The 13,147-nt window shown below is 64.9% G+C and carries 12 protein-coding genes; 4 read left to right on the top strand and 8 right to left on the bottom strand.

Features of this window, described 5'->3' with window-relative positions:
• Positions 1-39: 39 nt before the first annotated feature.
• On the bottom strand, positions 40-216 hold the full coding sequence (locus tag ACVWYP_RS38625; RefSeq protein WP_162832403.1) for a hypothetical protein: 177 nt from the start codon (positions 214-216) through the stop codon (positions 40-42).
• Between the two features lie 216 nt (positions 217-432).
• On the opposite strand from ACVWYP_RS38625, the gene ACVWYP_RS38620 reads away from it, so the two are divergent.
• Positions 433-690, top strand: a complete 258-nt coding sequence (locus ACVWYP_RS38620; RefSeq protein ID WP_304496987.1) for a hypothetical protein — start codon at positions 433-435, stop codon at positions 688-690.
• A gap of 94 nt (positions 691-784) precedes the next feature.
• The gene (locus ACVWYP_RS38615) at positions 785-2,290 is read left to right on the top strand and encodes a CYTH and CHAD domain-containing protein (RefSeq protein WP_304496986.1); all 1,506 of its coding nucleotides are present in this window, start codon (positions 785-787) and stop codon (positions 2,288-2,290) included.
• Positions 2,291-2,319: 29 nt separating this feature from the next.
• On the opposite strand, the gene ACVWYP_RS38610 is transcribed toward ACVWYP_RS38615, so the two are convergent.
• The 7 genes from ACVWYP_RS38610 to ACVWYP_RS38580 form a co-directional block, all read right to left on the bottom strand.
• Positions 2,320-2,493: a hypothetical protein gene (locus tag ACVWYP_RS38610; RefSeq protein WP_225158646.1), complete on the bottom strand. Its 174-nt coding sequence runs from the start codon at positions 2,491-2,493 to the stop codon at positions 2,320-2,322.
• A gap of 92 nt (positions 2,494-2,585) precedes the next feature.
• The gene (gene garD, locus ACVWYP_RS38605; RefSeq protein WP_304496985.1) at positions 2,586-4,127 is read right to left on the bottom strand and encodes a galactarate dehydratase; all 1,542 of its coding nucleotides are present in this window, start codon (positions 4,125-4,127) and stop codon (positions 2,586-2,588) included.
• Positions 4,128-4,313: 186 nt separating this feature from the next.
• Positions 4,314-5,762: an aldehyde dehydrogenase family protein gene (locus ACVWYP_RS38600; RefSeq protein WP_304496984.1), complete on the bottom strand. Its 1,449-nt coding sequence runs from the start codon at positions 5,760-5,762 to the stop codon at positions 4,314-4,316.
• A gap of 18 nt (positions 5,763-5,780) precedes the next feature.
• Positions 5,781-7,136: a glucarate dehydratase gene (gene gudD / locus ACVWYP_RS38595; RefSeq protein WP_304496983.1), complete on the bottom strand. Its 1,356-nt coding sequence runs from the start codon at positions 7,134-7,136 to the stop codon at positions 5,781-5,783.
• Between the two features lie 31 nt (positions 7,137-7,167).
• A complete protein-coding gene (kdgD, locus tag ACVWYP_RS38590; protein WP_304496982.1) occupies positions 7,168-8,109 on the bottom strand; it encodes a 5-dehydro-4-deoxyglucarate dehydratase in 942 nt (313 codons plus the stop codon).
• A gap of 127 nt (positions 8,110-8,236) precedes the next feature.
• Positions 8,237-9,142, bottom strand: a complete 906-nt coding sequence (locus ACVWYP_RS38585) for a LysR substrate-binding domain-containing protein (protein WP_028333278.1) — start codon at positions 9,140-9,142, stop codon at positions 8,237-8,239.
• 300 nt (positions 9,143-9,442) lie between these two features.
• Positions 9,443-10,780 carry an MFS transporter gene (locus ACVWYP_RS38580; protein WP_304496981.1) on the bottom strand — a complete coding sequence of 446 codons (1,338 nt, stop codon included), beginning with the start codon at positions 10,778-10,780 and terminating at the stop codon, positions 9,443-9,445.
• A 369-nt stretch (positions 10,781-11,149) separates the two neighbouring features.
• Between ACVWYP_RS38580 and ACVWYP_RS38575 the strand changes: the two genes are divergently transcribed.
• Entirely contained in the window at positions 11,150-12,181 is a 1,032-nt protein-coding gene (locus tag ACVWYP_RS38575; protein WP_304500384.1) for an alpha/beta fold hydrolase, read from the top strand.
• A gap of 14 nt (positions 12,182-12,195) precedes the next feature.
• Positions 12,196-13,146: a fatty acid desaturase gene (locus ACVWYP_RS38570; protein WP_304496980.1), complete on the top strand. Its 951-nt coding sequence runs from the start codon at positions 12,196-12,198 to the stop codon at positions 13,144-13,146.
• The last annotated feature ends 1 nt before the right edge of the window (position 13,147 follow it).

Raw genomic sequence — 13,147 nt, 5'->3', positions numbered from 1 at the left:
CGTGGCGACGTCGCATTTGTCGCCACGGCCGGGCTGGATCTAGGCTGCATTTTCCGCTGGCGAAGTCTCGCCGTCGAGCCAATCCTGTTCCTTTGCCAGCGCGCGCCAGGCCGCTTCCATTCGCTTGAAGCGCTTGTGGGTCGGCTCGTCGTCGGCACGCTCGGCAAGCTGCGCGCAGTTCTCCGCATTGTCGAGGAAGTGCTGTGACTGTTTCATGGAACGTCCTCCTGTTGGTTAAGGACGTGGGACATCAATTCAGGCTATTCAACGCGTGGAACACGGGTATTTCGCCACACAGATGAATGCCTGTTCAGCGAGTTCCCCGCGCGATGTTTCGCAACTGTGCGTGAGCAATTGCAGCACAGTCGATACAGGAACGGTGTGTCGCACTCGACGTTCCTCCTTCGTCGCAAATGGAGGAGGAGAGACGGCATGAGGACGTATCTGCTAGCCGCGGCCATGGTGACCGCGATCGCATCGCCTGTGTTCGCCGATGATATCGGTGTCCGCGCAGGTCCCGTCGGCGCGGGTGTAACGGTTGGCCGGGCGCCCGAGTATCGCGACCGCGATCGTGATCGCACCACCGTGATCAGGGAGCGTGAGCCGCGCCGTGACCGGACCACGGTCATCAAGAAGCGGGACGAATTCGGCAATCGCAGCAAGACCGTCATCCACAACGACGACGATTGACGCCAACTTCAGGCGATCTTGTGTGAGCATGAACGTCCGTCGCTGACCTCGTCACGGCGGACGTTTGCTTGGTGCCGCAGGCCACGGAGCGACGATGGCGGCCGAGACGGAGCTCAAATTCCGCGTTCCTGCGCGCAAGCTCAAGGGACTGAAGAAACCGCGGATCGCCGGCAGCAAAAGCGGCGCACCATCCGAGAGCGATCTCGTCTCGACCTATTTCGACACCGCGAAGCACAAGCTCAGGCAGCACGGACTGACATTGCGCGTGCGGCGGGATGGCGCCAGCTATGTTCAGACGATCAAGTCCGGGGCGGGTCCACAGTTTGAACGGGGCGAATGGGAGACCGACCTTGCGGATGGACACCTCGACCTCGACAAGGCCGAAGGTACACCGCTCGAAAAGCTCGCGTCCGACAGGCTGCGTCACAAGCTGAAGCCGATGTTCGCGACGTCGGTCCGGCGTATCACCGTGCCGCTGCGGACGAAACGCAGCGAGATCGAGCTCGCGATCGATCGCGGCTACACCACGGCCGGGCATCGTTCGCGCCGAATCGACGAGGTCGAACTCGAACTCAAGAGCGGCCGCCCGCTCGACCTGTTCCGGGTCGCCAGGGCGCTGGAGCGGAAGGCGGCGGCGGAGCTCGATCTGCGCTCGAAAGCCGAACATGGCTATGAACTTGCCGATGGCGAGGAGCATGTCGTCGTCTCCGCCGGGGCCATCGTGCTCGACGCCGGGCTTACCGCCGGCGCGGCGTTTCGGGTGATCGCGCGCGCCGCGCTTCGTCACTTCTCGTCGAATGCCGACGCCGTCCGCGAGGGCGAGGCGGAAGGCATTCACCAGATGCGGGTCGGGTTGCGGCGGCTGCGCGCCGCGATCTCGCTGTTCTCGAAGATCCTCCTCGTAGCCCCGACGGAAGACATCAAGACGCAGCTGAAGTGGCTCACCAACGCGCTCGCACCGGCGCGCGAGCTTGATGTATTCGTCAAGGAAGATATCGAGCCTGCATCGCATGACGCGCTGCTGCGGCGAGGCGGCAAAGCGATCCGGCAGGATTTCTCCGACCGCCGCGACCGCGCATTTGCCGGCGCTCGGCAGGCGGTCAATTCGCGGCGCTATCGGTCCATGCTGATCGACACGTTGCAATGGATCGAGGCAAAGAGGACCATATCCGCGGAGGACGAGGGCGGTCCGATCGAGAAATTCGCCGCCGCGCTGCTGCATCGCCGCGTCAGGAAGCTGCGCAAGGATGGCCGGCGTCTCGACGAGCTGTCGGCCCAGGAGCGGCACAAGGTGCGCATCAAGGCCAAGACGCTCAGATACGCGATCGATTTCTTCGAAAGCCTGTTTTCGCGCAAGGGTGAGCACAGGCAACTCGCGCGGCTCTCCAGGCACCTGAAGCGGGTCCAGGATGCGCTCGGCTCGCTCAACGATTTTGTCGCGCACCGCAAGCTGGCGATCGATGCGGCGCTGAAGGCCCCGCATCGGAAGGAGCGCGCCAGCGCTTTCGCTTCGGGGGTTGTGCTTGGCCGCGAGGAACAGGCGGTCAAGCCGCTGATCAAGGTCGCCGCCAGGGAAGTGCGAGGACTCGAGAAATTTTGACAAGCGTGTGGCGGCGAACCCCCGGACATCTATGCCGCTGGTGATGCCCCCGATTGCCTCTCCCGCTCGGCGGCTGCGATCTGGCTGCGACATTCCTCCGCGTAGGCACGCAGGCGCTCGGCCGTCAACGAGTCCATGCCGGTGCGTGCCAGCCGCTCGGCGCGGTCTGCCTGATCTCTGAGATCATTGATGGTCCGGGTCATGTGTGCCTCCATGCCCAGACAATTTGAATCGAATTGCGACGTTCCCCGGCCGATCAGGACGTGGCTAACGGGCGGTTAAGGAGCCGCGATGCTCAGGTCACCGGCGCCGGGTTGAACAGCGTCAGATCGTTGTGGATGCCCCAGCGGTCCGACCACGGCTTGGTGCGCCCGCTCGCGACGTCAAGGATCAGGCGGAATAGGTCCCAGCCGGTTTCCTCGATTGTCTTCTCGCCGGTGGCGATGCAGCCGGCGTCGAAATCGATCAGGTCCTTCCAGCGTCGTGCCAGCTCGCTGCGGGTCGCGACCTTGATGACGGGCGCGGCGGCCAGGCCATACGGCGTGCCGCGGCCGGTGGTGAACACCTGCAAAGTCATGCCGGAGGCGAGCTGCAGCGTGCCGCAGATGAAGTCGCTGGCGGGAGTCGCGGCAAACAGCATGCCCTTCTGCCGCGCCTTCTCGCCCGGCGACAGCACGCCCGCGATCGGGCCGGAGCCGGACTTGACGATCGAGCCGAGCGACTTCTCGACGATGTTGGCGAGACCGCCCTTCTTGTTGCCGGGCGTCGTGTTGGCGCTGCGGTCGGCGCCGCCGCGGGCAAGATAAGCGTCATACCAGGCCATCTCGCGGATCAGCGCGCGACCGACATCTTCGTTGACGGCGCGGCGGGTCAGCAGCTGGATCGCGTCGCGTACCTCGGTCACTTCCGAGAACATCACGGTCGCGCCTGATCGAACCAGCAGGTCGGCGGCAAAGCCCACCGCGGGGTTCGCGGTCACGCCGGAGAACGCGTCGCTGCCGCCGCATTGCAGGCCGATCACAAGGTCAGCGGCCGGGCAGGTCTCGCGCTTGCGGGTGTTGAGCACCTTCAGCCGGGCCTCGGCCTGGGTCATGATGGCGTCGACGATGGCGCCGAAGCCGTCAAAGGCCTCGTCCTGCATCCGCACGATGGCATCGCTGACGCCTTGCGGCACCAGTCGTTCCGGCGCGAGTTTCTCGCAACCGAGGCCGACGACGAGGATCTCGCCGCCGAAATTCGGATTGAGCGCGAGATTTTGCAGGGTGCGGATCGGCACCACGGCGTCGGGCGCCGTGATCGCGACGCCGCAGCCATAGGCATGCGTCAGCGGCACGACGTCGTCGACGTTCGGATATTTCGGCAAGAGCTCGGCGCGGATGCGCTTGACCGCGTATTCCATCGTGCCCTTGACGCATTGCACGGAGGAGGAGATGCCGAGGATATTCTTGGTGCCGACCGAGCCGTCGGGATTGCGGTAGCCCTCGAAAGTGAAACCCTCGAGCGGCGGGAGCGCCGGCGGCACCGCGGTCGCGATATCGAGCTGATCGAGCGGCGGGGCCTCAGGCATGCGGATGCGTGCCTCGTCGACCCATTCGCCGGCCAGGATCGGCAACAGCGCCGTGCCGATCACCTCGCCATAGCGGACAATGGGGGCACCCTCGGCGATGTCTTCCAGCGCGGTCTTGTGGCCCTGCGGCACGAAGGCGCGCAAGGTCAGGCCGCAGGCGAAGCGGGAGCCGGCGGGCAGCCCGAAATCATTCACGACGATCGCGACATTGTCGCGCTCGTTGAGCTTGATGTAGCGGGGCTGCTCCTGCGCGCCGATCGACTGGTCCATCGTGGACTCCTCCTGACGTTGCTTCACCTCTCCCGCTTGCGGGGGAGGTCGGATCGCATCGAATAATGCGATCCGGGTGGGGGCTCTCTCCACAGTATGACTCGTGGAGAGAGCTCCCACCCCGACCCTCCCCGCAAGCGGGAGAGGGGGCGCAGCGACGGTGCCGCGCGATCTCATCTCACGAGGTCAACCCGGGAACGTGTAAGCCGTCTTCACCGTGGTGTAGAACTCGCGGGCATAGGCGCCTTGTTCGCGTGCGCCGTAGCTCGAGCCTTTGCGGCCGCCGAACGGGACATGGTAGTCGACGCCGGCGGTCGGCAGGTTGACCATCACCATGCCGGCCTCGCTGTTGCGCTTGTAGTGTGAGGCGTATTTCAGGCTTGACGTGCAGATGCCCGAGGCGAGGCCGAACTCGGTGTCGTTCGAGATCGCCAGCGCCTCTTCATAATCCTTGGCGCGGATCACGCAGGCGACGGGGCCAAAGATCTCCTCGCGCGCGATGCGCATCTGGTTGGTCGTTTCGGTGAACAGCGCGGGCTGCAGGTAGAAGCCGGGCGTCTCGCGGTTCAACAGCTCGCCGCCCCAGTGCAGGCGGGCGCCTTCATCCTGGCCGATCTTGATGTAGCGGAGGTCCTGGTCGAGCTGGCTCTGGTCGACGACCGGGCCGACATGCACGCCGCTCTTCAGCGCGTCATCCACGGAGAGCCCCTTCATGCGCTCTGTCATCGCGGCGACGAAGCGATCGTGAATCCCTGAGGTGACGATCAGGCGCGAGGACGCCGTGCAGCGCTGGCCGGTCGAGAAATAGGCGCCGTTGACCGCGACCTCGACCGCGACCTTGACGTCGGCGTCGTCGAGCACGACCAGCGGGTTCTTGCCGCCCATCTCGAGCTGGAACTTCTTCATCGGATTGGAGAGCACGCAGGCCTGCGCGATCTTGCGGCCGGTCTGCACCGAGCCGGTGAAGGAGATCGCGGCGACATCGGGATGATCGAGCAGGGTCTGGCCGACCACCGAGCCCGAGCCGACCACGAGGTTGAAGACACCGGCCGGAATGCCGGAACGCGCGATGATCTCGGACAGCGCATGGGCGGAGCCCGGCACCAACTCGGCCGGCTTGAACACCACTGAATTGCCGTAGCAGAGCGCCGGCGCGATCTTCCACGCCGGGATCGCGATCGGGAAATTCCACGGCGTGATCATGCCGACGACGCCGACCGGCTCGCGGGTGATCTCGACGTCGAGGCCGGGGCGCACCGATGCGCCCTTCTCGCCCATCAGCCGCAGCGCTTCGCCGGCAAAGAACGCAAAGATCTGGCTGGCGCGCGCCACCTCGCCGATGCCTTCCGGCAGCGTCTTGCCCTCCTCGCGCGCGAGCAGGCGGCCGAGCTCTTCCTTGCGGGCGAGGATTTCGACCGAGATCTTGGTCAGTGCGTCGAAGCGCTCCTGCGGCGTCGAGCGCGCCCAGGCCGGGAATGCGGCCTTCGCGGCGGCGATCGCCTTTTCGGTCTGCGCCTTGTCGGCCTTGGCGTATTCGCCGACGACATCGCCGGTGTTGGAGGGGTTGATGTCCCGCGTGATGCCTGTTCCGTCGACCCATTCGCCGGCGATGAAGTTCTTCTGGTGAGCGGTCATGTTTCCAACCTTTCTTGTTTAGCGCACGAGGCAGGGACGCTTGTCGTCGAAGGTCCACCCCTGGATCAGGAACTGCATGGCCAGTGCGTCGTCGCGGGCGCCGAGACCATGCTGCTTGTATAGCGCGTTCGCGGCCTCGATGGCACCGCGATCGAGCTCGATGCCGAGGCCCGGCCGATCCGGGATCGCGATTTTGCCACCCTTGATCTGCAGCGGCTGGCGCGTCAACGCCTGGCCGTCCTGCCAGATCCAGTGGGTGTCGATCGCGGTCACCTTGCCGGGCGCGGCGGCGCCGACATGGGTGAACATTGCCAGCGAAATATCGAAATGGTTGTTGGAGTGCGAGCCCCAGGTCAGGCCGTTGTCGCGGCAGGTCTGCGCCACCCGCACCGAGCCCTGCATGGTCCAGAAATGCGGATCGGCCAGCGGAATGTCGACCGCGCCAAGCCGCAATGCGTGCGAGAGCTGGCGCCAGTCGGTCGCGATCATGTTGGTCGCGGTCGGCAGCCCGGTGGCGCGGCGGAACTCGGCCATGATCTCGCGGCCGGAGAAGCCGGCCTCCGCGCCGCAAGGGTCCTCGGCATAGGCGAGCACGCCATGCATGTTGCTGCACAGCCGGATCGCCTCGTCGAGCGACCATGCGCCGTTCGGGTCGAGCGTGACGCGCGCCTTCGGAAAGCGTTTTGCAATTGCGGTGACGGCCTCGATCTCCGCTTCGCCCGCGAGCACGCCGCCCTTGAGCTTGAAATCGGCAAAGCCGTAATGCGCTTGCGTCGCTTCGGCGAGGCGTACGATCGCCTCCGGCGTCATTGCCGCCTGATGGCGCAGATCGAACCAGTCGGGCTTGCCGGTCTCGCCCTCGACATAGGGAAGGCTGGTCTTCTTGCGATCGCCGACAAAGAAGAGATAGCCGAGCGTCTCGACGCTGGCGCGCTGCTGGCCTTCGCCGAGCAGCGCTGCGACCGGGAGATTGAGATGCTGGCCGAGCAGATCGAGCAGCGCGGATTCCACCGCGGTGACCGCGTGGATGGTGACGCGGAGGTCGAAGGTCTGCTTGCCGCGGCCGCCGGCGTCGCGGTCGGCGAAGGCCTGGCGCATCGAGGCCAGGATGTTGTTGCATGCGCCGATGGTCTGGCCGACGACGAGGTCGCGGGCGTCCTCGAGCGTTTTGCGGATCTTCTCGCCGCCGGGCACCTCGCCGACGCCGGTGTGGCCGGAGTTGTCGGTGAGGATAACGAGGTTGCGGGTGAAGAACGGCGCATGCGCGCCGCTCAGATTGAGGAGCATGCCGTCGCGGCCGGCGACCGGGATCACCTCCATCGCCGTGACAACAGGTGCGCCGGCAAAGCCGGTGCGGATCGTGTCCTGGATCATCTGCTCCTCCCTTCGTTGTTGGCCGTTCGGCTTATTCTGCCGCCTGCTGCGCGGCGGCCTGCGGCAGCTTGGCCACCAGTGCGGCGAGCTCGGCGGTCTCCTGCGCGGTGAGATCGGTGAGCGGCGGCCGCACCGGGCCGGAATCGCGGCCGATTACCTTCATGCCGGCCTTGATGATCGACACCGCATAACCCTTCTTGCGGTTGCGTATCGCGATCAGCGGCAGGATGAAATCCTTCAACCCTGCATGGATGGTCTGATGATCGCGCCGGCGCACCGCGGCGTAGAATTTGGTGGCGAATTCCGGCACGAAGTTGAACACCGCCGACGAATAGGTGGTCACGCCCATGTCGAGATAGGGCAGGGCAAAGGTCTCTGCGGTCGGCAGGCCGCCGATATAGGTCAGGCGATCGCCGAGCCGGGTGTAGACCCGGGTCATCAGCTCGATGTCGCCGATGCCGTCCTTGTAGCCGACGAGGTTCGGGCAGCGCTCGCAGAGGCGCGCCAGCGTATCGGGCTGCAGGATCGCATTGTCGCGGTTGTAGACGATGACGCCGATCTTGACCGACGCGCACACCGCCTCGACATGCGCGGCGAGGCCGTCCTGCTCGGCATGCGTGAGATAGGGCGGCAGCAGCAGCAGACCGTCGGCGCCGGCTTTATCGGCGCCGACAGCGATCTCGCGCGCGATCGCGGTGCCGTAGCCGGTGCCGGCCAGCACGGGAACGCGGCCCTTGGTCTCGTCGACCGCGATCTTCACGACGTGCGGAACTTCACTCGGCGTCAGCGAGAAGAACTCGCCGGTGCCGCCGGCGGCGAACAGGCCGGCAACGTCATAGCCGCATAGCCAGTCCATGTTGGCGCGATAGGTCGCCTCGTCGAACGAATAATCCGCGTTGAACGGGGTCACGGGGAAGGACAGGAGGCCGCCACCGATTCTAGCGGCCATCTCCTGAGGGGTCATCTTGCTCATGGCGCCACTCCTTGAATGTTTCTGGGGAACGGGATGCGCGAGCAGCGCGCGTCCATGGCGGAATTTCTAGGGAATGCTTCGATGCGCGTCCAAGCCAAACGCGGTATCGAGCGATGCTAACTCTGCATCAATCGCCACGCAGATGCGGCGCGGCGATTTCAGTTGCGATCTCGATCAGTGACGGCAGCAACTGGTTCTCGTGATCGCGCCGCCACACCATGAACAGCTCGACCGGCACGGGTGACCGCAGCTTCAGCGGCTTCAACTTGACCTCCGCGATCTTCAGGCTCGCGGCCGCTTCCGGCACGATCGCAACGCCGAGCCCGGCGCGCACCATGGCGAGGATCGAATGGATCTGGCTGAGATGCTGGACATAGCGCGGCAGCACGTCGGCGCGCGTGAACATCGACACCAAGAGATCGTGGAAGTAGCGCGCCTCATAGGGCGAATACATCACGAAGGGCTGGTCGTCGAAATCCTTGATGCTGACCGTCTCGGCCGCGGCCAGCGGATGCTTCTTCGGGATCGCGGCGAGCAACGGCTCGGCCACGACGCGCCGGCTGGCGAATTCCGGCCGCGCGATCGGCGGGCGCAGCAGGCCGGCATCGATCTGCCCGGTGGTGAGCGCCTCGAACTGATCGCCGGAGACCATCTCCTTCAGCGAAAAATCGACCTCGGGCAGGCGCGAGCGACAGGCCGCGATCAGGTCGGGCAGGAAGCCGTAGGCGGCCGCGGCGGTGAAACCGATCTTGAGCGAGCCGGTCTTGCCGAGCGCGATGCGGCGGGCAACCTGCGAGGCGGATTCCGCGAGCTTGAGGATGCGCCGCGCCTCGGGCAGGAAACTGCGTCCGGCCGGCGTCAGCCGCACCGAGCGGCTGGTGCGTTCCAGCAGCGGCGCGTCGATGATGTGCTCGAGCACCTGGATCTGCCGGCTCAGCGGCGGCTGGGTCATGTTGAGCCGCGCCGCGGCGCGGCCGAAGTGCAATTCCTCGGCCACCGTGACAAAGCAGCGGAGCTGGCTCAGGTCGAACATCGATGCTAACCCGGAATGGATCGAACGGGGATTTGTGCGTTCTAGCATCGATGCCTCCCGCTGGCCAAGAACACAAAAAGCAGACAAACAAGCAGACAAGGACGGCGGCCGAAGCCGCCGTTTCAGTTTCGAAAATCTCAGACCCTCATGGTGAGGAGCGCGGAACGCGCGTCTCGAACCATGAAGGCCCGGTCTGTGGCCTACATCCTTCGAGACGCCGGCTGCGCGGGCTCCTCCAGCGACAAAGGCGAAGCCTTTGCGCGGGGATGAGGTGATATGACGGAGCAAAGCGCATCGCCTTCAGGCCGCCTTCAGCTGCACCCGCTTGATCTCGCCGACGATGAACAGATAGGCGATCGCCGCGACCAGCGCGTTGGCGCCGACGAACACCAGCGCGCCGTTGAACGAGCCGGTGGCGGCGAGGATGTAGCCGATGATGATCGGCGTCGTGATCGAGGACAAATTGCCGAAGGTGTTGAACAATCCGCCGGAAACGCCGCCGGCTTCCTTCGGCGAGGTGTCCGAGACGACCGCCCAGCCGAGCGCGCCGATACCCTTGCCGAAGAAGGCGAGCGCCATGAAGCCGACCACCAGCGCCTGGCCGTCGACATAGTTGCAGGCGATAATCGACATCGACAGCAGCATGCCGCCGACGATCGGGATCTTGCGCGCCATGGTCAGCGAGCCGGTGCGGCGCAGGATGTAGTCCGAGATCACGCCGCCGAGCACGCCGCCGATAAAGCCGCACAGCGCCGGCAAGGTCGCGACAAAGCCGGCCTGCAGGATCGACAGCCCGCGCTCCTTCACCAGATAGACCGGGAACCAGGTCAGGAAGAAGTAGGTCAGGGTGTTGATGCAGTATTGGCCGATATAGACACCGAGCATCATCCGGTTGCCGAGCAGCTGGCGGATGTGGTCCCAGCTGGGGCCGTTGTCCTGCGTCTTGCCAGCCTTCGCCGCGTCCATGTCGACCAGCGCGCCGCCCTGCTTGATGTAGTCGAACTCGGCCTCGTTGATCGCGGGGTGCTCCTTGGGCTCGTAGATGGTCTTGATCCAGGCAATGCCCATGACGATGCCGAGCGCACCCATCACGTAGAACACATGGCGCCAGCCATACTCATGGGCGATCCAGCCCATCAGCGGCGCGAAGATCACGGTGGCGAAATACTGCCCCGAATTGAAGAAGGCCGAGGCGGTGCCGCGTTCATTGCCGGGGAACCAGGAGGCGACGATGCGGGCGTTGGCCGGGAATGACGGCGCCTCGGCGATGCCGACCAGAAAGCGCAGGGCGAACAGCAGGAGCACGGCCGTGCCCGCGGACAGGAACCCGACCAGGCCCTGCATTGCCGTGAAGATCGACCAGACGATGATGCTGATCGCATAGACCCATTTGGAGCCGAAGCGGTCGAGCAGCCAGCCGCACGGCACCTGGGCGACCACATAGGACCAGCCGAACGCCGAGAACACGTAGCCCATCGCGACGGGATCGAGATGCAGTTCCTTGGAAAGGGCGGGGCCGGCGATCGAGAGCGTGGCGCGATCGGCATAGTTCACTGTGGTGACGAGAAACAGCATCGTCACGATCAAGAGCCGGACGCGGGATCGCCGCGTGTCTGCGGCGGACACAATTGCGCTCATTAGCGCCTCCTCGAAAATTTCCTCGGGGTCTGTCCTAGAGAGATGACGACAATGGGTCCAAGCCGAAACGGGTATTGATCCATACCGATTTTGAATGGATCGGCCCGGTGCGATGCCACCGTTGCGCGCGGCATGACGGAGACAATGCGCACCGCTCCATCCACGTCATTGCGAGCGAAGCGAAGCAATCCAGCCTGCCGCAAGCGGAGATATGGATTGCTTCGTCGCTATCGCTCCTCGCAATGACGACAATGCAAGTGCGTCACATCCTCGCACGATGACGCCTTGCCACGATCGACAAATTAATGTACGTTTAGTACAGTTATTAAGGGCGCAGCGTTGCGCCCGGCTGCTCGAGGTCGAATGCTGATGACCACGCCGCGCGACTATGAGGTGTTCGAGGCAGGTGATGTGACGCTGCAGGGCGGTGCCGTGTTTCCGCAACTGAGGCTCGCCTACAAGACCTATGGCACGCCGAACGCGGCGCGGGACAACGTCATCCTCTATCCGACGTCGTTTGCCGCACAGCACGCCGACATCGAATGGCTGGTGCAGCCGGGCGGCGCGCTCGATCCCGGGCGCTACTTCATCGTCATCGCGAATCTGTTCGGCAATGGCCTGTCGTCCTCGCCGTCGAATTCGGCCGAGGTGCTCGGCGGCGCGCCGTTTCCTGCCTTCACTTATCATGACGCGGTCGCGATCCAGCGGCGGCTGCTGGTCGAGCGGTTCGGCGTGACCAGGCTCGCGCTGGTCTATGGCTGGTCGATGGGCGGCATGCAGGCCTATCACTGGGCCGCGCGGTATCCCGACATGGTCGAGCGCGCAGCCGTGGTTTGCGGCAGCGCGCGGTGCTCGCCGTATAATCATGTGTTCCTCGAAGGTGTGAAGGCCGCGCTGACCGCCGACCCGGCCTACCGGGACGGCCGCTTCGTCACTAAGCCGACGATGGGCCTGCGCGCGATGGGGCGCGTCTATGCCGGCTGGGCGATGTCGCATGAGTTCTATCGCGAGGAAGTCTGGCGCGAGGCCGGCTTCAACTCGTTGGAAGACTATCTCGCGGGATCCTGGGACGGTGCCTTCGCGCGGCGCGATGCGAATGATCTGCTGGCGCAGATCGCGATCTGGCAGGCCGGCGATATCAGCCGTTGCGATCAATTCGGCGGCGACTTCGACCGGGCGCTGGCCGCGATCAAGGCGCATATCCTGCTGATGCCGGGTCGTACCGATCGCTATTTCGACCCGCGCGACAACGAGGATGAACTCGGCCGCCTGGTCAACGCGCGCTCGGCCGCGCTGCACGCAATTCCGTCGATCCATGGGCACCGGGCCGGCAATCCCGCCAACAACGCCGAAGACCGCGCCTTCATCAACGCCGAAATCTCGGCGCTGCTGCAACGCTGACAGGTGAGACGACCATGAGCACCGCCGAGACCAGTGACGCCGGACCTCGCCTGAAGCCGCTCAGCCCGCTGACCTTGCGCGATTTGTCGACCAAGTCGAACCTTGCCGGCGCGGTCCGCGCGGCAAGCCATTACGGGATGATCGTCAGCGTCGGTGCGCTGATCTTCCTGGTCTCGTCGCGCCATGGCCTGCCATGGGCGCTGCCGCTGATTGCCGTGCAAGGCTACTTCGTCGCGTTCCTGTTCATGGTGGTACATGAGACCGCGCACAAGACGGCGTTCCGCAGTCCAGCGCTCAATCTTGTCGTCGGCAATCTGTCCGCCTTCATGATCGGACTGCCTTACCAGTATTACTGCCTGTTTCACTGGGACCATCACCGCTACACGCAGGATCCGGAGAAAGACCCGGAGCTGATCGTCGGCCCCAAGCCTGCGTCGGACACCCAGCTCGCGATCGCCTATTCGGGACTGCTGCAGGTGTTGGTTCGCATCCGCCTGATGTTTTGGCATGCACTCACCGGAAAGGTGGTTGTGCCGTGGATTCCGGCGCACAAGCGCGCCTCGATCGTCCTGGAGGCGAGGCTCTATCTCGCGGGCTATCTGCTGTTGCTCGCGGCGTCGTTCGCGCTGCACAGTGCGATCCTGCTCTGGGTGTGGATCGTGCCGCTCCTGGCCGGTCAGCTCATCTTGCGCCCCTATCTCTATGCCGAGCACACCGGTTGCGAGCGGACGCGGAGCGCGTTCGAGAACACGCGCACGACGATGACCGGCAGGATCATGAAATGGTTCGCCTGGAACATGCCTTACCATGTCGAGCACCACGCCTATCCCACGGTGCCGTTCCATGCGCTGCCGAAGCTGAACGCCATCGTCGATGGCCACATCGTGTATCGCGGCAGCAACTACAGGGCCGTCACGCGCGAGACCTGGGCCTGGTTCCGCCGTCAGCGCCAGCGCTCTGCTTGAT

Source organism: Bradyrhizobium sp. USDA 3262 (genome assembly GCF_054060035.1).
Note: the sequence above shows the minus strand (reverse complement) of the source record. Positions and strands in the feature narration are given on the sequence as shown.

Bases quoted from the DNA above. Each gene is read 5' to 3' on its own strand.
- ACVWYP_RS38625 (WP_162832403.1), bottom strand. From the start codon at position 216: ATGAAACAGTCACAGCACTTCCTCGACAATGCGGAGAACTGCGCGCAG.
- ACVWYP_RS38620 (WP_304496987.1), top strand. From the start codon at position 433: ATGAGGACGTATCTGCTAGCCGCGGCCATGGTGACCGCGATCGCATCG.
- ACVWYP_RS38615 (WP_304496986.1), top strand. From the start codon at position 785: ATGGCGGCCGAGACGGAGCTCAAATTCCGCGTTCCTGCGCGCAAGCTC.
- ACVWYP_RS38610 (WP_225158646.1), bottom strand. From the start codon at position 2,493: ATGACCCGGACCATCAATGATCTCAGAGATCAGGCAGACCGCGCCGAG.
- garD (WP_304496985.1), bottom strand. From the start codon at position 4,127: ATGGACCAGTCGATCGGCGCGCAGGAGCAGCCCCGCTACATCAAGCTC.
- ACVWYP_RS38600 (WP_304496984.1), bottom strand. From the start codon at position 5,762: ATGACCGCTCACCAGAAGAACTTCATCGCCGGCGAATGGGTCGACGGA.
- gudD (WP_304496983.1), bottom strand. From the start codon at position 7,136: ATGATCCAGGACACGATCCGCACCGGCTTTGCCGGCGCACCTGTTGTC.
- kdgD (WP_304496982.1), bottom strand. From the start codon at position 8,109: ATGAGCAAGATGACCCCTCAGGAGATGGCCGCTAGAATCGGTGGCGGC.
- ACVWYP_RS38585 (WP_028333278.1), bottom strand. From the start codon at position 9,142: ATGTTCGACCTGAGCCAGCTCCGCTGCTTTGTCACGGTGGCCGAGGAA.
- ACVWYP_RS38580 (WP_304496981.1), bottom strand. From the start codon at position 10,780: ATGAGCGCAATTGTGTCCGCCGCAGACACGCGGCGATCCCGCGTCCGG.
- ACVWYP_RS38575 (WP_304500384.1), top strand. From the start codon at position 11,150: ATGACCACGCCGCGCGACTATGAGGTGTTCGAGGCAGGTGATGTGACG.
- ACVWYP_RS38570 (WP_304496980.1), top strand. From the start codon at position 12,196: ATGAGCACCGCCGAGACCAGTGACGCCGGACCTCGCCTGAAGCCGCTC.